This is a genomic window from Streptomyces sp. NPDC045968, from assembly GCF_056430475.1.
The window spans coordinates 378,034-396,998 of the sequence record NZ_JBWKLF010000005.1 but is presented as its reverse complement, the minus strand read 5'-3'; the positions used below and the strand labels follow the sequence as shown (position 1 = coordinate 396,998).

The window sequence follows — 18,965 nt, the reverse complement described above, 5'->3', positions numbered from 1 at the left end:
TCGGTCGCCCGGACAGATTCGGCATGAGAGCCTCACGCCCGTGGCTACTGAATCCTGCTGGTGAATCCCTGCCGTCGCCTGCGGTCAGGTGAAATTGGGAAAGAGTTGCGCTGTTTGTCCCAGCGGCATGCCCCCCACGGCGCGCTCGCGAGAGCGTTGAGGAGGCGCGAGCTGAACAGCCAGCCTCGCCAATACCCTGCCAGAAAGCGTAGGTTCGCCAACTCCGTCGGCGTTGGCTCACTCCAGAGCTCATAGCGCAACCGCGTGCTCCGACCAGCTCTCGCGTCCAGCCCCGTTGGTCACCCGGACAGCCAGGCTGTCTCGCCAACTGTTCGGTTTCACGTCGACGATCACCACACCATGCCTGGTCACCGGCAGGAAGCCCGGCACGGTTTCCCGATCTCGCTGTCGACCACCGCCTTCAGTAGAACGGCTGGGCGACGATGTGCCGGACGCGGACATCGAAATCGGCGTAAAGGAGCTCTGAACCCGGTGGCACATCACCGGACCCTGATCCCGGTGAGCCTCCCATGCCCTCCAGTCGGCCTCACCGACGGACACCTGTCGGATCAGCAGCTTCTCCGTCTGCCCGGGACGCCGCGCCTGAGTCGGGCCCGAACCCCCTGACGATCAGCCACCCGGCCAGCCCCAGCTCCCAGGCGAACACCGGGAGCGCGGCGGCCGACCCCGCCACGGAGAGCTGCTCGTAGGCCCCGAACATCACGGCGACGGCCGACGCGCAGATCAGCGGCCCGCCGACCAACCCGAGCACGGCGATGAAGCGCGGCACGAGCCGTGCGCGGTACGCCAGGTACGCAAGCAGGACGGTGTTCAGGCCGAGGGCGATGTTGGGCCCGAGCAGGAACGTCCACTCGTGCACGGCCGCCAGCGCGACGTCGGCGCCGGCCGCCGCCGTCCCCGCGTCCCGCCGCAGGGTGACGAGCGCCAGGACGGCGACGATCCCGAGGGCGATGACGGCCGCCTCCAGCAGCCGCCCGAAGGCGTACCCGAGCGCGAGCCCCTCGCCGTGGCGCCGTAGGACGGGGAACAGCGCCGCCCCGGTACCGGCCACCGCCACCACCAGCACCACCTCGCAGAGCACCCCGAGCAGCGCCCACGTGTCGGCGCCCTGCGCCAGCCGGCCGTCCGCCGCGCCCAGCAGGGGGCGGTACAGAACCGCCCCGGCTATCGCGGCGGCCTCGGTCAGCAGGAACAGTGACCCGGCGGCCACCGCGGTTCTTCGGTCCGGACTCATCTTTTTCTCGTACCCCTCGATCGGTGATGGTGTACGCCGTACACCTGCCAGCAACCCTAGGTGTACGACGTACACTCGTCAAGGAGAGGGCACTGTCGAGGAAGGAAGGGGCCGAACCGGAATGACCCGGCAGGAAGCCACGAACACGCAACGGATCCCCCTGAACAGGGACCGCGTCCTGCGCGCCGCCGTCGCGCTCGCCGACGCCACCGGCATCGACACGCTCAGCATGCGCAGGCTCGCGCAGGAGCTGAACGTCGTACCGATGGCGCTCTACAAGCACGTGGCCAACAAGGAGGAGCTGCTCGACGGCATGGCCGACGCCGTCGTCGGCGAGATCGACCCGCCGACTACGGGCGCCGACTGGCAGCGCGTGGTCCGCGAGCGGATCCTCTCGGCCCGGCGGGTCCTGCTGCGCCACCCCTGGGCGGCCCGGGTCATCGAGTCGCGGAGCGGCCCCACCCCGGCCGTGCTGGCTTACCTGGACTCGATGGCCGGGAGCTTCCGGGCCGGCGGCCTCACCGCCGACCTCACGCACCACGTCATGCACGCGATGGGCAGCCGCCTGCTCGGCTTCAGCCAGGAACTGTTCGACACCTCGGGCCCCTCCGGCCCACCGGACCCCGGGCTGGCGGCGCGCTACCCCCACATCGCGGAACTGGCCGCGACCGCCGCACACGACGGGGGCTCCACGGTCGGTGGCGGCTGCGACGACCAGTTCGAGTTCGAATTCGCCCTGGACCTCCTCCTGGACGGCTTCGAAAGCCTCCGCCGCCAGAACTGGACGTCCGCACGGAAGGTGTAGCGGGCGGGGGGGGCGAGGGCGGGGGCTGATCCAGCGTCGAAGAGGAGGGAGGGAAACCCAGCCGAGCCGGGGCCAGTGGTTGCGCGCGGGCCCGCGTGCGCTCGGCGGCATACCTTCACACCCCCCGCCGCCCACGCGGACACCACGCTCTGCATCAACCAGGTCGAGCGGGCGCCGCAAGGCGGGGAGGCCCCGGACTCCATTCGGATGACCAAGGAACTCGCACCCCAAAGCAGTTCCCCACAGGGCGCCCAGCTGCTGGAACGCCTGAGCTTGTCGTTTATCGTCCCGGTGTCGAACGGCCTATGAACCTGCGCCGAGTTGACGCAGTTCAGCGGACATGCGGGCGGCCTTCACCCGATTGTGCGCTCCGCCCAAGGAGCGCACGTGACCATGACGACGGCCGTGGAGTCGGGTCTGTTGGATGAGGCTGAGAGTGAGCCCTTTCCATCCTGTCGTTGAGCTGGCCTGACGTAGGGGGACAACGGTCTGGGCGAGAGCGGTCATGAGGGTGGCAGAGCATCAAAGATTGCATAGGAGCCGTTATGTCTTAAGGCGACGGTGGGCTGTTCGTTGGCTCCCCCGCGCCCCGACGTGTGGAGAGCCAGGCTGTGAGCGCATCCCGGCGATAGGCTCCTGCTGTACAGCGCTGGAGCACACTTCGAAAAGCTCCGAGCATGGGTGTGGTGTGAGCTGGGTCGACCGCAACTGGCCGCTGCTGAAACACGTCACGCAATTCCATACCGCCGTTTTCCCTGCCACGCGCGGGATGGTCGGGCACCGACTTCCAGGAAGACGCAGGTACGGCTCGGCGCAGCACACCACTTCGCGCGAGCGCGCGAGGCAGTCTCGCCGAGCCTCGACGCTCTGGTTCACCACTGCGGACGAGGAGGCTGAACACACCCCTGACTTCCCTGACTTCTTGGTTCTGACCTCTGGGGGTGCGCTCTTGGTGGACCTGCAGCCAGCGCACCTGAAATCAAGCAGCGCGACGCTCCGAAGTTCGGTGCCGTGGCCCAGGCGGCAGCAGTGGCGGGGTGGGACTACATCGTGGTGACGGGCTGGCGCCGCCGCGTGATGACTGGGCTCGGTGCGCTCTCTGCACGATGCCGTCCGCCGGAGGACCGGTTCGGGCACCCGTGTGCTGCCTACCGCTTGCGCAACAGCGCGCAGACGAAGTTCTCCTCCACGGTCCGCAGCCGCTCCAGCAGTTCCGGCTTGTTCGTCTTGTTGACCTGGGTGGTGAGGGAGACGGTCAGCGACCTCTTGCCGTCCGGGGTGGCTGCGACCAGCTGCGTGTAGCCGGGGAAGTTGCCCGTGTGGCCGTACACCACGCCGCAGCGGGTGGTGTACCGGAAGATAGCCAGACCGGCTTTGTTCTTGCCGGGACCCGCGGGTTCGGATGCACCATTCACCCAGCTCAGCTGCTGACGACGTGTCCGGTCGGAGATCAGCCTTCCGCCGGCGTAGCCGCGGATGAAGGCCGTCATGTCCTTCGGAGTCGAGATGATCCCGCCCGATGCCCACACGCCCGACGCACTCAGTACCTCGCTGATGTCCTCGGGCGGGTTCGGCGGGGCGACGTCGTAGCCGTGCATGTAGGGCTCGGGCATCCGGTAGCCCTGCGGCAGGCTGGTGCTGCGCAGATCCAAGGGGCGGTACACGAGCTGGGCGAGCAGATCTTCGTAGCGGCAGCCTGTCACCGCCTCCGCCATCAGAGCCACGGCGATGTTGTCGGAGTTGGAGTAGGTGTATCGCGCCCCCGGACGGAACCCCAACGGCTCGTCGGCCACGAAGTCCAGCAGTCGGCGGGAGTCGAAGTGGTGGCGCGGGTTCTCGGTCACCAGGGCCAGGAACTCCGGGTCCGCGGTGTAGTCCGGCAGTCCGCTGGTGTGGTTCAGGAGCTGCCGCAGCGTCACCCGATGCCATGCACGCGGCAGCCGGGGAAGCACCTTGCCGATGGTGTCGTTCAGACGCAGCTTCCCGCGGTCGACAAGCTGGAGGGAGACCGCGCCGCTGTACGCCTTGGCCGTACTGGCGATGCGCATGTGGTCGGTGACCTTGATCGGGCGGCCGGTGCCGGTCTCGGCAACGCCGGCCCGGTAGACCTCAGTGCGGGACTCGCGCTTGAGGACGGCAATCGCTCCGGGCGGTCCGCCGGGCGCGGTGGTCAGTTCCTGCAACTGCCGTCGCAGTGCGCGGTTGTCGTCGGCGGGGACATCTGCGGCTTGGGCGGCCGGGCCATACACCAGCCCGGCCATGCAGGCAGCGGCCAGCAGAGCGACAAGGGGGAGGCGGGCCTTCGGGGAGCGGGGAATGAGCACTGAAGGACTCCTGAGACGTGAGCGCGGTGGGACGTCCAGCTTTACCCGTCGGTCAGCAACCTGCGCGCCGCTCTGCTCCAACCAGCCGAGAGGTACGCGGGCGCCGCCGATGCCCGCGCAGAGCTTCCGCTTCCCTGATGCGTACCCACGACCCCACGGCCACTGCCGCCCATATCACCTCGCCGAAACCCCTCATCTTCGCCCTGACCGCCTACCCCCCCAGCCAAATCCTGGTGTGTGGTCTGCTGCGGATTGCCAGATCAACCCGTGGCGGAGGAGGGCGGCAGTCCGCGCGCCCCGTTGGTCTTGGCCCGGGTGAGCTTGGCTCCGGCCAGCTGTGCGCCCCGCAGGTCAGCATTGGTGAGGTCTGCTCCGGTCAGGTTCACACCGCGCAGGTCAGCGTCCGTCAAATCGGCGCCGGCCAAGTCAGCGTTCGTCAAGTTCGCGCTTTCCGTAACGGTGCCAGAGAGGATCTTGGCTTGCAGCGACTTGTCGGCAGCGCTGAACTTCGCGCCGTGAAGATGAGCCCCGGCCAGGGACGCACCCGTGAGGTTGGCATCAACCAGGATCGCCCGTGCGAGGTTGCATCCGGCCAGACTTGTGCCTGTGAGATCCGCATCCCAGAGCACCGCATCGGCCAGATTTGACGGTTCGGTGGGGATCGGCGCGTCCGGTGCCCCCAGTACCGCCTCGCGCAGGATCCCGCTGCTGAGATCCGCACCGGTCAGATCCGTCTCAAGAATATTCGCGCGGGTCAGGTCTGTTCCGTTCAGCTGGGCATCGCTGAGGTCTGTGCGCAGCAATTGTGCTCCGCTCAGGTTGGCCTCGCTGACGAATGCGCTCCGCAGGTCCACTCCGGAAAACGTTGCATGTCGCAGGTCTGCACCCTCCATGTTCGCGTAGCTGAATGGGGAACGCGTGCTGGGTAATTCGCCGCCCTCGGGGATCTTTGCGATGTCTCTGACGTCCCAGGTGGACAACCACAGACCCCGGAGGTCTGTCCGATTCCAGTCGAGCAGAGCACCCCGGTCGTGGCGAGGAGGGCGGTGGGCCAGCACGTTCATCACAGCCGCCACATCAGTGGACGGGCGGATTTTTAGTGCCTCCTCCATGTCCTTGGGCTCCTTCGCGAAGCCGGTGACCGGAAGGGCTGCGTGGCGTCGTACGTACGCCGAGAGGACCGAGACGATCCGGGACTGATCGCGAGGTGAGTCCTGCATGATGCGCTCCAGCGCATAGATCCCCCCGAAGCGCACGTCCAACGACTGCGACCCGAGGTTGGTGATCGCATCGTTGAAACGACTCGTGAGTTGTCCCTGTTCGGCGACTCGTACCTCTCTCCACGTGAACAGCAGTGCCAACACTGCGGCCAGGCCGGGCAGTGTGGCCGCCATGAGCACAATCCATTGAGACCATCCCGAACCGCGGGCATCGTGCACACCCGCTCCGCGCCGGCGGCGCCTCTGTCTGGCCTCGCGCCTGTACGCGATCCGATTCAGCCATCGACGACGCGTAGTTCCCCTCACCGGTCCATGGCAATCGACGGATCCCGAAACGGGCTGACGCCACACCGTCGAGGCACCCGATCGAGGCAGATGGCGGCTCAGACGGTACGGACAGGCGGACAGGCAGACAGGCAGACAGGCGGACAGAAGCCAAGATCATGAACCATCCCCTGTTGGCCTCGGCTGAGACACGTCGAAGGGATAGCGGACCCGGGGCAGTGAGAGGTCGTAGGCCGACGTCGAACCGTAGACCCACACCGGGCGTGAAACCGCTCGGCGCCGTCTCCGGGCAACGCGACCACATACCCGACCACGGTGCCGTGGCCGTTGAGTCCCCCGCGCGCCCCTACTCCCCCGTCGCGCAGCCGGTTCAGGAAATCGATGTTGCCCGTAGCGTGCGCGACGGCCTCGCGCACGGTGCGCTGGAGAGACTCGCAGGCGCTCTCGGTCAGGCCGCGGCGGGCTGCTTTCTCCGCTTCGCCGGTGGCCGGCCAGCGGCGGGCGGTGCGGTCCAAGGGCGACATCGCCACCAGTGACCGCCGGGCCTCGAAACCGCGGGCGGCCGTGCGCATCGCGGATGTCGCCGCGCAGGCTGGGTGGCGGCCGTCGTGGCGGGCGAGGGTCGCCAGGAGGTGGATGCGGTCGGGTGCGTGACGTACCGCCACCTACCAGCACGCCCGCTCGTCGTCGCCGTGCCGGCGATGCCCGCGATGTTGACCATCTCGGCCATGACCTGCGCACACTCCGCGTCCGACAGGGCGCGGTCGCCCTGCGCGTTACGGACCGAGACGTGCCACTCCGGGGTCCCGGCCGCCGACAAGGTGGGGGTCAGTGTTCAGTGTGCTCGTCGTGGCTCCCCGGACCGAAGAGGTATGCCAGCGGACCGGTGGTCGTATCGCCGCCGCGGGTCTCCTTCCGCATCGCGCGCCCGAGCACCTCTCCCGCACCACCGCTTCCAAGGCGTCCTGCAGGACGGCAGCCGCGTCCGCAACAGTGCCCGGGGGTGCGTCCAGGGGGGCGGAATCGGGGTGCACCGCGCCAGGTGTCGTCGCCGATGGAGTAGCAGCCGTGGAAGTAGGTGACGCCGTGGGTGCGGTGGTAGGTCGCCGGGATCCGGTGGGGCCGGTTCCGCGGTGCCCAGCAGGATCCCGCGGTGGGGCGGATGCCGAGCGGTCCGAACTCGTCAAAGGCGAAATCACGGTCGGGTACGTGCTCCAGGACGTGCTCGATGCGGTCCAGTTTGGCGTCTCGTTGCGGGTCGCTGGATTCCTTCCAGGTCTTGGTCCGCTGGAAGGTAACGCCGCGCCGGGCGAGGAGGCAGCGCAGGGCCTCACGGCCGATGCGAATCATCCGACCCTGGACTTTGCGCAGGTAGACGGCGAGTTTGCGGATCGACCAGCGGGTGAAGGGCTGGCCGAGTCTGACCGGGCGGGTGGTGGCCGTCGCGATGACGAAGTCGTCGTCCTCAGCGCTGAGCAGGCGGGGACGGCCTCCCGCCCACTGAGGGTCCCGGCAAGCTAGGCCGATCTCGTTGAAGCAGTGGATGACATCGCGCACGGTGTCCTCGCCGGCCGCCACGAGCTGGGAGATGACGGGCACCCGGTTCCCGCCGGCCGACGCCAGCAGCATCATCGCGCGGCGGTAGCGCACCGGACTGGTGCTACCCCGGCGCACGATGTGCTGCAGTCGTTGACCCTCCTGGTCGGTCAGTCTGCGTACTCGTACCAGTTCCGCCATCGCTTCTCCCCGCAGGACCGATCAGTCACGCTCGAACCCGGCGCGCGACTCGCTTAGCATCTCCTGCCATGAACGATTCGGAGCCCCTTCTCGACTGGCTGCAGAATTGGTACGCGCAGCAGTGCGACGGCGACTGGGAGCACGCGTGGGGCGTGAAGATCGCCACGCTCGACAACCCCGGCTGGACCATCGAGATCGATCTCGAGGACACGGACCTGGAAGAACGCGAATACGCCCTCCAGGACATCGACCGCACCGCGCAGGACTGGGTCCATACGTGGACCGCTGACAAGACCTTCCACGCCGCGTGCGGTCCCGGAAACCTCACCGAGGCCCTCATCCTGTTCCGAACCTGGGCAACAACGACAGCCTCCTGAGCGGATACACGGCCGGAGACACCAAGCCGGTGAACCTATGCGGTCACGGCACTAATGCCTCAAAAATCCTTCCAGACCCCGGACCCGGCACGTGGAAAGCCGTCCCCCGCCCAAGAGAGAGTGGTGCGAGATGAGATTGGTACTGCAGGAATTCCTGTCGCTGGACGGCGTCTGCCAGGGCCCGGGGTCCCCGGAGGAGGACACCACCGACGGGTTCACCCAGGGTGGCTGGTTCGTGCCGCACATGGACGAGGAGTTCGAACGGCGGGTCGGCACTTGGCTCGGAGTGGCGGATGCGTTCCTGTTCGGCCGCCGTACCTACGTCAACTTCGCTCGGGACTGGCCGAAGATGACCGAGCACCCGTTCGCCAACACCATGAACGGCCTGCCGAAGTACGTCGCCTCTCACAGCCTGGTCAGGGCCGAATGGAACCCGACCACGATCCTGTCCGGCGATATCCCTGCCCAGGTCGCCGAACTGAAGCGGCGGCCCGGCCGCGAACTGCAGATCCACGGCAGCGCCCGGCTGGCCCAGTCCCTGCTGGCTGCCGGGCTGATCGACGAACTGCGCCTCGTGATCGCTCCAGTGGTCGTGGGCAAGGGGCGCCGTCTCTTCCCGGACGGCGGCGCCCCGGCCGGCCTGCGACTCCTGAACAACGAGACGACGCCTGGTGGACTGGCGATCCACGTATACGAATCGACAGGACTTCCGGAGTACGGGACGTACGGGGCCGATGCGTAGGCACTCCGGGCCGAACCGATCCCGATGATCCCGTCCCTCGGGGAGCAGGTGACGGGGCGGCAACGGTTCGACCGCTTCGACCGCCGTGTGCCGAGGCGGCCGCGGTGAACCTCGGATTGTCCACCGCCCCGGCGCACAGCGCCTCCCCGGGCTGCGCAGCTCAATCCAGGCGCGGCGTGACAGGTTCCTCGCAAGTCGGCATCGTACGAACACGGGTAGGCCCGCGCCGAGGCGGAGCAGCCTCACCTGCCTCTTCGGCCACGGCTCAGGAGCCTTCGGCGGCGTCGGCCGATGCGTGCGGGGACGAGCACGCACGGGCGGTGTGAGGAGTCGGCGCGGGTGGTCACCTCCCCCAGCCGCACACCCACTCCTGCAAGTATCGAGGTGAGCGGGACAGCTATCCGTCCATGGTGACGACGACGCGGGGCGCGAGTCGCGGCCCGTACGGCCGTCGTTGCAACAACGAGGCGCGAATCCGCGCCCTGGTTGTCCTCCAGGCTCGGTCCGCCACATACCGGGGCGAGGACTGACTCCCCCACTCGGAGCAGCAGCGGACTGCCGTCATGCTGGATGGCCTCGTTCTTGACCATCCCTCGGGACGCGCGGAAGCGGAACCTTCCCGGCACCGTCTTGCCGTCCGCGTCGTGCATGAGGTCGTCCAGTGGAGACCGCGTCCGGCCGACGCACTGCAGGCGCGGTGGGACTCCGGCTCCCACCTCCAGAGCGACAGCACCTGATGAGGGTCCCGAACGTGTCCGTGTCCGCGCCCGGTCAGTACCGGCGGGCACCGCGCTGCCAGAGCCTCTGACAGCTGCGGCATCGGTTTCAGTACGCGATTGTGAAGCGGCTCCGGACGAAGCGGGGGCAGTTCCGCCTCGTCGATGAGCGCAACGGCGGAACCGCGTCCGGTGCGCGAACAGGTGCGGTGCGACCAGATTGAGCAGGGCCCACAGCTCGTCGAGGTGATTCTCGACGGGCGTTCCGGGCAGGGCGATCCGCGCGTCGGCCGCGATGGTGCGCGCGGCCTTCGACACCTGCGTACGGAAAATCTTCAGGACCTGCGCCTCGTCGCAGACCGCAGTGCTCCACTGGATCCCCGCCAGTGCCGGGCTGTTGATGCGCAGCGTGGGGTAGCCGGTGAGCACCACCCGTGGCGCTGTCCACCTCGGGCAGCGGCCCGCCGCGCCAGATCGTGGTCCGCGGTCCGGGTGCGAACCGCGCGATCTCGCCGCGACACCTGTGGCATCGGGGACCGCGTGGGCGGCGGTCGGCAGAGCCGACTCGCCGCCCGCGATCCACGACCGCCAGACCTTCACCGACGGGCCGGGCGGGTCGAGGGTATGGCCACGTGCCGGTCCCGCTCGATGAGCACGCAGCCGACGTCGGACACCTTGAGCCTGCCGAGGTCCGGCGCCGGCACGACCAGGGGAACGGTCTCGGCGTCGCCGACCGGCGGGGCCGCCCCTACGGCGCCGTCGGCCCGGGTCCACAGGGCGAATGTGTGCCGGTCGGGCAGGTAGGTGGCCGGACTGTCCGACAGCGCCTCGGGGAGTTCCTGCCTGGTTCCCAGGGCGTCAGCGGGTGCCCGCGTCGTCGCCCACGCGGGCGGGCCGGGCATCGGCCCCGGCCCGAGGGGCCGCCTCGTCCGTCGTCGGGCCGTCTTCCTGCGCGGGGTCCGGCTCGCCCCCGGCAGCCGCGGGCTTGCGGACCGCGCGCAGGGCCAGCAGTAGTACAGCCGCGCCGAAGAGCGTGATGAGCATGATCCAGATTGCACCGACGTGCATGGCGTGGACGAACGCGTCATCGGCGGCGCGCCCGAGCGCGGGCAGGTGGGACGTGGTGGCGACGTGCCGGGCCTGTTCGGCGGAGACCCGCGCCTGGTCCCGCACCGGTCCGGGGACACCGTCCAGCGAGGGTTCGATCGCGCGCCGGTACACGATCGACATGATCGTGCCGCCGACGGCGATCCCGATCACGCTGCCGGTCTGGCGCACGGTGTTGGTGACGGCCGACCCGGCGCCGGCGCGTTCCAAAGGCAGGGTGCTGATCAGCGCCGCAGTCACCGGGCCGATCACCATGCCGATGGACAGGCCCTGGACCAGCAGCAGGACCTCGATCCAGATGACGGGAGTGCTCAGCCCGAAAAGCCCGTACGCACCCATGGTCAGCGCCGCGACGGTGAGGGCCGGCACGGCGACGAGCCGCAGCGACCAGCGAAGTACCAAGCGCGCGCCCACGGACGCCCCCAGAACCGCGCCGAGCGCGGTCGGGAGGCTGGCCAAACCCGCCTCGATCGGCGAGAAGCCGCGGGCGCCCTGCAGGTAGAACGCGTTGTAGAAGGTGACGGCGGAAATGGCGAACAGAAGCAGTCCGAGGGCTACGTTGCCGCCACCGAACGCGCGCTGGGCGAGAAGGCGGGGGTCGAAGCTCGGCATCTTGCTGCGCAGTTCGACGCGGACGAACACGGCCAGCAGGATCAGTCCGACGACGATCGGCGCCCAGACGTCCGTACGGCCCCAGGCCGCTACCTGCCCCGTGCGGATCAGTCCATAGGCGAGCGCCGCGAGGCCGCTGATCGACAGCAGCATTCCGGCCGGGTCCAGCGGTCGCACGACGGGGCTGCGGAAGTTCGGGACCAACAGGACGATGCCGATCAGCGCGAGGGCCACGACTGGGACGTTGACCAGGAAGACCGAGCCCCACCAGAAGTGGTCGAGCAGCACTCCGGCGAGCACCGGGCCCACGGCCATGCCGACGCCGGCTGAGGTCGAGGAGATGGCGATCGCGGTCGATCGCGCCGGGCCGGTGAATGTCCACATGAGGATGGCCAGGTTGCCGGGCATGATCAGCGCGGCGCCGACGCCCATCGCGGCCCGGGCGGCGATCAGCTGACCCGCGTCGCCCGCGAACGCCGCCCACACCGAGGACGCGGCGAAGACCACCAGGCCTGTTGCGAGCACCGTCCGGTGACCGAAGCGGTCGCCCAGCGCGCCCGCGGTGAACATCAAGGTGGCGAAGGCCAGCGTGTACGAGCCGGTGGCCCACTGCAGCTCGGCCGGGCTGGCGTTCAGCCCACGGACCGGGTCCGCGAGGGTCTCCAGGGTGGTACTCAGGACGGTGTTGTCCAGCCAGATCAGCAGTGAACACACCATGAGAACGGCAAGAATCAACTGCTGCCTGGACTTCGGCAACGAGGATGTAGTCATGAATACCTTCGGATTCGATCTGGAAAACCTGATGAGCGGACCGTAAGCAACCATCAGGCGGGTGTCAATTCCCTGGCGACCGATAACAGTGGGCGATTTTCCGGTGCACCCGAGGGCATACCATTTAGCATTCTGTCAATTCTTGAAGATGTGACCGGGTCGGCGATTTGGTGCGCTCTCGGGGGCATGCCGACAAGTGCTCTGTCAATTTCTGAGCCTGACGTTTGACCTCGCGAGAATTCCGTGCCCCACGTTGCGTTCTGCCCCTGTCCTGCCCCGTGCTCCGTTCCGGGCACAGAGGCGGGACTCAGGAGCGGGCGCCCCGGCGGTGCGCCTGCTCCGGGAGCCTGTCCTGGTGGGAGTCCTGGGGCCTCGGGCGCCGTTGAGCCCCCAGACGGGTACCCCCGTGCGGATGGCCATTTCGCCCTGCCGATTCAGCGGGCCGAACGCCCTTCCCCGCATATCTTCCGTATGGGAGGGTTGAAATTCACCCGGGTCAGCGGAACGGAAGTCGGCGGGGTTTCCATGGAGAGACAGGGGATGACCCTATAGGGCCACTGGCGGAGCGAAAGCGACCATTACGTCTCGGACAATCCCTCGGTGCGCTCATTGGATTCGGACCGTCCGATTCCGCGAGCTGGCGCGGTCAGGTGGTATCAGGTGTCGAACTGAACCGTTCCGCCTTCCTCGAGATATTCCAGACGCTGCATGACAACGGCGTACGGAAGGGGGATGTCGTAGCCGTTCTGGTCACCCACCCGCCGAGCGGTTGGCCACGCTGGCCGATCCGCGGCGCCGACGCGGAAGGCGTCACCCCTTCGTGGCGGTGCTGCTGATCGCCTGCTCGGCCGTGGCGAGTGGAGCGAGTGGGGCGAGGAGCTTCGCAGCGATCAGGGAGCTCCTCGGCAACACCCCCGACGACCAGTAGGAGCGAACCACGCCAGATCTCGTGGCTGGCAACTAACCCTGATCACGTGCGACGACCAAATCGAACAAGCCCACCCCGCGACACCACGGCATCTGGCCTGCAGGCACATAGCGGAGACATGACACACAGCTAAGGCGTCAACCACCCTCCGCATAGCCGAAGCAGGCGTAAACCGGGCGGCAGCGCGAAACCGCCGTGCCGGCACCGTGTGCGGCGTAACCCGGGACGCCTCCCGCGGACAGCACCTCGATGTGGCACAGCCCGGTGCGGGTGGATACCTCCAGCTCACGGGCCAGCGTGCCCGCAGTCAGCCGACCGCGCTGACGCAGCACCACCAGCAAGTCCCACCGGTCGGCGCCCATACGAGAACCTCATCGAAATACACGACTAAGGGTGTCGTGTTTTGTGGCGAGGCTCTTCAACACGACGTCGAAGCTGGCAGCTGCCGAGCCGATGGCCGTGTACGTACTCCCCATGAAATGAACTGAACTGAATGGAGCTGACGTGGCAATGGAACGAACGGCGGTCAACCCGGTGACGTGGTCGGTGGAGATGGGGTTCAACCAGGGGGAGGTCGTCTCCGGCCAGACCCGGACCCTGTACATCTCAGGGCAGACCGCGATGAGCGGCGACGGCAAGCCACAGCATGACGGTGACATGGCGGCGCAGTTGGCGCTGAGCATCGACAACCTGGAGGCCGTGCTTGGCGAGGCCGGCATGTCTCTCGAGAACCTCGTCCGACTCAACGTCTACACGACCGACGTCGATCTGCTTTTCCAGCACTACGGCGAGCTGGCGGGGCGGTTGGGCGCCGCCGGGGTGGCGCCGACCACCACGATGCTCGGGGTGATGCGGCTGGCGATCCCCGGCCAGATGATCGAGCTTGAGGGGACCGCCGTCGCGTGATGCGAAATCACCGCTTGGCTGCTACTCGCGCCGGTCGGCGCGAGTAGCAGCCAAGCGGTGATGTCCGGTGACTATGCGTACCCCTAGCCCAGGTAATACCTGCGAAGCCGCGATCCCACCCCGCCGAAGCGGATAGACAGAACCGACTCCCGTCGCTCGCAAGGTGAGTCCGCTGATCTGCGATTTCCAGCAAGCCGAGACGAGAAATTGTCAAGAGTTGTGGGTCGACTGAGGGCGACTGGCTCTATAGACGACAAGTGACTCCACCCGAAAGGGGGCTTCTGACTCCACTTGGTGTGGGTGGAGTTCGTGTTGGTGAGTTTTGGCTCCAGTAGAGGGCTGGTGGTGGAAGGATCGGGGTGCTAGCGAGCGTGAGGGGACTGCAGTGCCCTGCTCCAAGGTCGCGTTGTATACCGCGATCCGTCGTGATGCGCGGGAGGCGGGTCTGTCGAGTCGCGCTCTGGCGTTGAAGTACTCGGTGGGGCGGCGCACGGTGGCTCTCGCAGTGGAGTCGGCGTTGCCGACGGCTCGTAAGCGGATGCCGCCGCGGGGGTCACGTCTTGATCCGTACAAGCTGGCCATTGACGGGATGCTGCGGGCGGGTCTGGATGCTCCGCGCAAGCAGCGGCACACGCTCACGCGGACTTTCCACCGACTGCTGGACGAGTAGGGGGCGGAAGAAGTTTTCTACGCCTCACCTTCGGCGGCAACATCATCGAGACCGGCACCGACTCCTACCGCGTCGCCCACACCAAGGCCCAGCAGCGGTTCAAGGCCATCTGAACCAGGACCGCCAGCGTCAGCCGTTTGGGGCCTCGAACGTATTCACCGCAGTGCGGAAGGTTCCGTGACCGGGCTGAGCGGGGTTGATCAGCACCACAAAGTCCGGCAGGGCTCCCGGAACAGGCCGTCCCGCCTTGTCCTGGCTGCCAGCCTCAGCCTGCCAGTCGAGCAGGTGGACAACCACGGCACAGTTGCCCTCGGGAACGGGGTACTCAAGCACGCCATCCGAGACGTCAGCACCGACGTTTTCGATGCCACCCACGAGTGCACGACCGCGGGAGACGAAAAGGTAAGGCTGAGAAGCAACCAACTGGTGGGCTGTCTCCCGCCCGGTCAACTTGGCCGGCGCGGCCGCAGTGCCCGCACGGACCAGAACACCGAACGCGCCATCTCCGCCGACGTTGAGCGGAACAAGAGCACCCGCCTGGATATGGCCGGCGATGTCCTCGTCCTCCAGGAGCTCGTCCTCCCAGGTGTCGTAATCGACGACAGCCTGGAACCGCTGCGGATCCCACAAGACGAGCATTCCCGCGTCCGTGGCCACCGTCGCCGAAACCTCATGCAAGGGCTGCTGAGCAGTCACTCGCTCCTCCCGTCATCTCGCTCGCTGCATTCGAATCGGCTGATTCTCCCAGCAAAGAGCCACGACCTACCTGGCGGGGCTGGCTCTGGCGACCCACTCTCGGCCTGTTCCGGAGCCGGAGTCTTCTCCAGCGCCGACTCGGCGAAGGTCGCACGGAGGCATGCGCTGTGGCCGGAGATGCACCGCTCGGCCGCTTCACCGAGGTTGCGCCAGAGGTGGAATCGTCGGCGACCTGGACCGCGGTGGGCGCGCCGATGCTGGCGCCCTCGGCGAAGAACGGGGCGCGGTCGCGGCAGACGACCTCGATGCTCGGGTGCTCGGCCCGCCAGGCCGCGTCAGTGCCTGCCTCGCGATCCGGCAAGCGGTCCACCGGTCTGCGGGTCTCGACGTCGACCAGCACGGTCCCGTAGATACGGCCCTTGCGCATCGCGTATTCGTCGACGCCGACCACACGCGGAACCTGTGGCTTGGGCTCCGGGAGAGCGTCGACCAACCGCAGGACCGTGTTCCGGCTGACCCTCGCCCCGAAGACGTCGGCCAGCCGGGCACCGGCGCCACCGGCCAGGGCGAGGCCGACCTCGGCCAGCGCCGACCGCATTCGTTCGGTCCGCTGGCTGTACCGACGGGTCAGGCCGGAAACCTGCTCGACGAACGTCCGCCGCCCGCAGGTGTGAGGGATTGGCGGACCGATCCGGCGTTCGAGATGTGCCGGGCGCTGGTGGACAGAGCGGAGCTGCTCTACCGCACCGATCCTCGGCGTCACGCCCCCGACGACTACGGCGTCGAGGTGACCGGCTACCCGGCAGGCTGGTCGGTGGCCGCCGCCCGAGCCGCAATCACCGCCGAAGCACCCGTGCTCCTGCCCCTTCTCAACGACTCCGACCCCATCATCCGCATCGACGCCGCCTACGCTCTGGCCACCGCCGCCGACCCCGATCACACCGTCCGAACCGACCTCGCCACCAGGTTCGCCACGGAGCATGACGCCATAGTCCGTGCCGCCCTGCTCCTCGCCGCCTCGGAGACCACCCGGGCCCACGCACACCCGCCGACCGTCTGGTGGCTCCGTGAGCGGTGGCAAGACTGGACAGAGGCCCCCGAAGTCCGCCTAGCTGCGGCGATCGGCTGGCTCTGCCTCACGGACGAACCCGCCCCCAGGACCTCCACCAGACCATCAATACTTTCGCCCCAGACGAACGCGCGCATGCCATGGACGCGCTGCCGTGGATGAACGCCGCCGCCGGATCCGGTGAACCGGGACTGCGGCGCTGTATTCGCTGCATGCTCTACCCCGAAGAGCCCGAACCGTCGGACGACCCCTGGGCCTCCTCGCCTTGAGCGCCCGGCCTCGGCCCCGTTTGTGCATCGAAGTTGTCCACCGGGGCCAGGTACAGTGCTCGGTCACATCGCGCGGGACCTACCAGCAAGGCCCACGGTCACAGGGAGTGGTCACACCACAGAAGTTGGACCAGACCCCGTTCTCATCGACATAGCCATGGCGGGGCCGCGTCACGCCAAAACCAGGACCACTCCAGGTGGCCACCGCCCACCGGATACGGCGCCCACCGGCGCCGCCTCGGACCACCGAGCCCAGGCCGCCTCAAACCGTCACGGCCAACGGAATCCCGGTCTCCCCGCAGTGGCGAGGAGGACAACAAACCCGAGATGCCTTAAATGTCCACTACGGAGTCGCTGACTATCGAGTCATATCTCGCATTCAAAACTTGCTCTGGACGCCCCTGAACGGAGTCAGAACTGACCTACCACTGGAGTCGGTTGTCACTGACGCAGCCAGGCCTCTGGCGGTGGAGCGGAAGCGCTGGTGCCCTACGGGTGCTGCTCCCACTCGGTTCGGGTGAGCTCGTACTCCACCTCGCCGTGCTCGGAGCCCTCGATCGCCTCAGGCCAGTCCCCTGTGAAGGTCCGGATGAACGACAGGCCCGACTTCTCCATCACACGCCGGGATCCCGCGTTGACCGTCATCGTGTTCGCGGTCACCCGCTCCACCCCGAGGTCCGTAAATCCCTTGCGGATCAAGGCCTGTGAGCCCTCCGTTGCATATCCACTCCCCCAGGCGGCCTTGTTCAGCCGGTAACCGAGTTCGACCACGGCGGAGCTGTGTTCGTCCAGGGGGCGGAACTCGAACCAACCCAGGAAGGCCCCGGTGGTTTTCTCCTCCGCCGCCCAGTAGCCGCGGGTCCCGATGCACGGATAGACGTGAAGGAGCCTGGGCAATGTCCGCGCCTGGATCACCTCGCGGCTCGTCGGCCGGCCGCCGTTGATGAAGCGCATAACATCGGGGTCACTGTCCAGCGCGAGCAAGTGGTCGGCGTCGGCCTCGGTGAACGGGCGCAGCACGAGCCGTTCGGTCTCCAGGAAGATATGCATGCCGCGATCTTCACCACCGGCAGCCGGGGCCACCACCGAATATTCGCAGCGGGCGGCTGATAGGGGGGTGGTTCATGCCACTTGGCGCATCAGGCGTTCGACGAAGTGACCTCGTTCGAAGCGGGCTCCGGCCCTCACCAGCGCGGCGCGCTGGGGTGCGTTCACGGGGCGGGGCTCGATCAGGACCATTGGCGCGTCGCGGGACGACCACCCTCGTGATGGCGAACCCCACCCAGCCGACGCGCAAAGGTGCCATGTTCGCGGCCACTCAGTCGAGTCAGAACTCGATACCCTCGACGTCCTGCAATCACGAGGCACGACCCTTGGTCGCCATCGGCAGACAGTAGTCGCAGGCGTACCGCGTCGAGCGCCACGGGCGGGCCCGCCCCTGGCCCGGCGGTGCCGAGTCAGGCCACGTTCGCCCCTTTCGGCGACGGCCCGGAGGCGCCTCACGCCATGGAATCGACCCTGCGGGCAAGGCCCAGGAAGCGCACGTGCACGACGACGAGCCGGTACCAACGTGGCTGAAGGAACCGCGGCGGCATCGCGCTCGGTGATCCACCTCGAAGGTCCGTCGTCTGGCGAAACCGTAACGCCTGATCAAGCAGGTTGCCGCAACCCAGCACTCAGCCCATCACTCAACTGCATCCCGGATCAGGCACCCCTGGACCACGGCACCACGCCTCGACGTGGTCCAGGTCCGGTTGGCCGTCATCGAGGTCTCAGGGGTACACGCACCGCGCTGTCGCATCGTGATCAGTAGTGCTTACGCGGGCGACTCGCTACGAGATCATGGACGCAAGTCTGTCTCGCCCACAGCGCGAAGCGGGCTCTCGTACCTGCAACCACGGGGCGCGTCCGCCCGGCCAAAACAGTTGACTCAATCAGTCATAGACGCGGTCCACATGAGCCTGGAGACTGAGCCGACCCGCAGCCGCAACCGCCTCAACCCTGGAGACGACATGCGCCCCCATCTCGCCACCACTGCCCTCAGCGCCTTCGTGCTGACCACAGGCATGCTGCTGGGCGCTCCTGCGGCCAGCGCCCACACGACCGACTACCCGGTCAGTGAATTCGACGTCACCTTCGGGAACACGTACACGAGGGGCACGCTGACTTGGTTCAACCGGTCGGTCACCGTGGCAGGGGAGCACAAGTCGGTCGACCCGGCGAGTTGCCGTGGGACCTCGGCGTTCACCCTCGATGCGGCCAGCAACCAATTGGGTGTCAACTACAGCGAGGGCGCAGTATGCGGCGCCAGCGGCAAATTCAGTTTCAACGTACCGGCAGATGTTGCCGGCGGAGCTGCGATCGTGCGGGTCTGCCTCGACAACGGTGCCACGACGCTCCCGGTCACGTACCTGCTGTGCAAGCGTTACGGGCGGCCGTAGCCCTCTGTTCCGACGTCGAAGACGTCCACCACCGG

At 67.7% G+C, this 18,965-nt stretch carries 16 protein-coding genes and 3 pseudogenes; 8 read left to right on the top strand and 11 right to left on the bottom strand.

The genetic code is table 11. The features are described 5' to 3' along the window. Nucleotides 1-547: 547 nt before the first annotated feature. The gene (locus tag AC07FA_RS17550) at nucleotides 548-1,255 is read right to left on the bottom strand and encodes a DUF4386 domain-containing protein (protein WP_479076407.1); all 708 of its coding nucleotides are present in this window, start codon (nucleotides 1,253-1,255) and stop codon (nucleotides 548-550) included. A 121-nt stretch (nucleotides 1,256-1,376) separates the two neighbouring features. Between AC07FA_RS17550 and AC07FA_RS17545 the strand changes: the two genes are divergently transcribed. Continuing rightward, nucleotides 1,377-2,060: a TetR/AcrR family transcriptional regulator gene (locus AC07FA_RS17545; protein ID WP_479076406.1), complete on the top strand. Its 684-nt coding sequence runs from the start codon at nucleotides 1,377-1,379 to the stop codon at nucleotides 2,058-2,060. A gap of 1,148 nt (nucleotides 2,061-3,208) precedes the next feature. Here the strand turns inward: AC07FA_RS17545 and AC07FA_RS17540 are convergent. The 3 genes and pseudogenes from AC07FA_RS17540 to AC07FA_RS17530 form a co-directional block, all read right to left on the bottom strand. After that, complete coding sequence (locus tag AC07FA_RS17540) at nucleotides 3,209-4,378, bottom strand: serine hydrolase domain-containing protein (RefSeq protein WP_479076609.1); 1,170 nt, start codon at nucleotides 4,376-4,378, stop codon at nucleotides 3,209-3,211. A 266-nt stretch (nucleotides 4,379-4,644) separates the two neighbouring features. Further along, on the bottom strand, nucleotides 4,645-5,778 hold the full coding sequence (locus AC07FA_RS17535) for a pentapeptide repeat-containing protein (RefSeq protein ID WP_479076405.1): 1,134 nt from the start codon (nucleotides 5,776-5,778) through the stop codon (nucleotides 4,645-4,647). A 1,128-nt stretch (nucleotides 5,779-6,906) separates the two neighbouring features. Continuing rightward, nucleotides 6,907-7,626 (bottom strand): annotated as a pseudogene (locus AC07FA_RS17530) (helix-turn-helix domain-containing protein); the annotation flags it as partial. A gap of 68 nt (nucleotides 7,627-7,694) precedes the next feature. Between AC07FA_RS17530 and AC07FA_RS17525 the strand changes: the two are divergent. Continuing rightward, on the top strand, nucleotides 7,695-8,003 hold the full coding sequence (locus tag AC07FA_RS17525) for an immunity 53 family protein (protein WP_479076403.1): 309 nt from the start codon (nucleotides 7,695-7,697) through the stop codon (nucleotides 8,001-8,003). 130 nt (nucleotides 8,004-8,133) lie between these two features. Further along, nucleotides 8,134-8,745, top strand: a complete 612-nt coding sequence (locus AC07FA_RS17520) for a dihydrofolate reductase family protein (protein WP_479076401.1) — start codon at nucleotides 8,134-8,136, stop codon at nucleotides 8,743-8,745. Between the two features lie 242 nt (nucleotides 8,746-8,987). On the opposite strand, the gene AC07FA_RS17515 is transcribed toward AC07FA_RS17520, so the two are convergent. The 3 genes from AC07FA_RS17515 to AC07FA_RS17505 form a co-directional block, all read right to left on the bottom strand. Further along, nucleotides 8,988-9,890 carry an SNF2-related protein gene (locus AC07FA_RS17515; protein WP_479076607.1) on the bottom strand — a complete coding sequence of 301 codons (903 nt, stop codon included), beginning with the start codon at nucleotides 9,888-9,890 and terminating at the stop codon, nucleotides 8,988-8,990. A 167-nt stretch (nucleotides 9,891-10,057) separates the two neighbouring features. After that, nucleotides 10,058-10,363 (bottom strand): hypothetical protein, encoded by a 306-nt coding sequence (locus AC07FA_RS17510; RefSeq protein WP_479076400.1) that lies wholly within the window; start codon nucleotides 10,361-10,363, stop codon nucleotides 10,058-10,060. Continuing rightward, entirely contained in the window at nucleotides 10,320-11,951 is a 1,632-nt protein-coding gene (locus tag AC07FA_RS17505; protein WP_479076398.1) for an MFS transporter, read from the bottom strand. Before AC07FA_RS17505 ends, AC07FA_RS17510 begins: the two co-directional genes overlap by 44 nt. A 769-nt stretch (nucleotides 11,952-12,720) precedes the next feature. On the opposite strand from AC07FA_RS17505, the gene AC07FA_RS17500 reads away from it, so the two are divergent. Beyond that, complete coding sequence (locus AC07FA_RS17500; RefSeq protein ID WP_479076397.1) at nucleotides 12,721-12,879, top strand: transposase family protein; 159 nt, start codon at nucleotides 12,721-12,723, stop codon at nucleotides 12,877-12,879. A gap of 165 nt (nucleotides 12,880-13,044) precedes the next feature. Here the strand turns inward: AC07FA_RS17500 and AC07FA_RS17495 are convergent. Then, a pseudogene (locus tag AC07FA_RS17495) lies at nucleotides 13,045-13,241 on the bottom strand (HTH domain-containing protein); the annotation flags it as partial. Between the two features lie 148 nt (nucleotides 13,242-13,389). Here AC07FA_RS17495 and AC07FA_RS17490 point away from each other — a divergent pair. Beyond that, a complete protein-coding gene (locus tag AC07FA_RS17490; protein ID WP_479076396.1) occupies nucleotides 13,390-13,785 on the top strand; it encodes a RidA family protein in 396 nt (131 codons plus the stop codon). 690 nt (nucleotides 13,786-14,475) lie between these two features. Continuing rightward, a pseudogene (locus AC07FA_RS17485) lies at nucleotides 14,476-14,568 on the top strand (IS21-like element helper ATPase IstB); the annotation flags it as partial. A 16-nt stretch (nucleotides 14,569-14,584) separates the two neighbouring features. Here AC07FA_RS17485 and AC07FA_RS17480 read toward each other — a convergent pair. Together AC07FA_RS17480 and AC07FA_RS17475 are read right to left on the bottom strand one after the other, a co-directional pair. Beyond that, nucleotides 14,585-15,151 (bottom strand): hypothetical protein, encoded by a 567-nt coding sequence (locus AC07FA_RS17480; protein WP_479076395.1) that lies wholly within the window; start codon nucleotides 15,149-15,151, stop codon nucleotides 14,585-14,587. Continuing rightward, nucleotides 15,126-15,578 (bottom strand): hypothetical protein, encoded by a 453-nt coding sequence (locus AC07FA_RS17475; RefSeq protein WP_479076606.1) that lies wholly within the window; start codon nucleotides 15,576-15,578, stop codon nucleotides 15,126-15,128. The genes AC07FA_RS17480 and AC07FA_RS17475 overlap by 26 nt, the downstream gene beginning before the upstream one ends. A 291-nt stretch (nucleotides 15,579-15,869) precedes the next feature. On the opposite strand from AC07FA_RS17475, the gene AC07FA_RS17470 reads away from it, so the two are divergent. Further along, on the top strand, nucleotides 15,870-16,382 hold the full coding sequence (locus AC07FA_RS17470; protein WP_479076394.1) for a hypothetical protein: 513 nt from the start codon (nucleotides 15,870-15,872) through the stop codon (nucleotides 16,380-16,382). A 596-nt stretch (nucleotides 16,383-16,978) separates the two neighbouring features. Here the strand turns inward: AC07FA_RS17470 and AC07FA_RS17465 are convergent. Next, the gene (locus AC07FA_RS17465) at nucleotides 16,979-17,539 is read right to left on the bottom strand and encodes a GNAT family N-acetyltransferase (RefSeq protein WP_479076392.1); all 561 of its coding nucleotides are present in this window, start codon (nucleotides 17,537-17,539) and stop codon (nucleotides 16,979-16,981) included. 905 nt (nucleotides 17,540-18,444) lie between these two features. On the opposite strand from AC07FA_RS17465, the gene AC07FA_RS17460 reads away from it, so the two are divergent. Next, nucleotides 18,445-18,930 carry a hypothetical protein gene (locus tag AC07FA_RS17460; protein WP_479076390.1) on the top strand — a complete coding sequence of 162 codons (486 nt, stop codon included), beginning with the start codon at nucleotides 18,445-18,447 and terminating at the stop codon, nucleotides 18,928-18,930. Nucleotides 18,931-18,965: the final 35 nt, after the last annotated feature.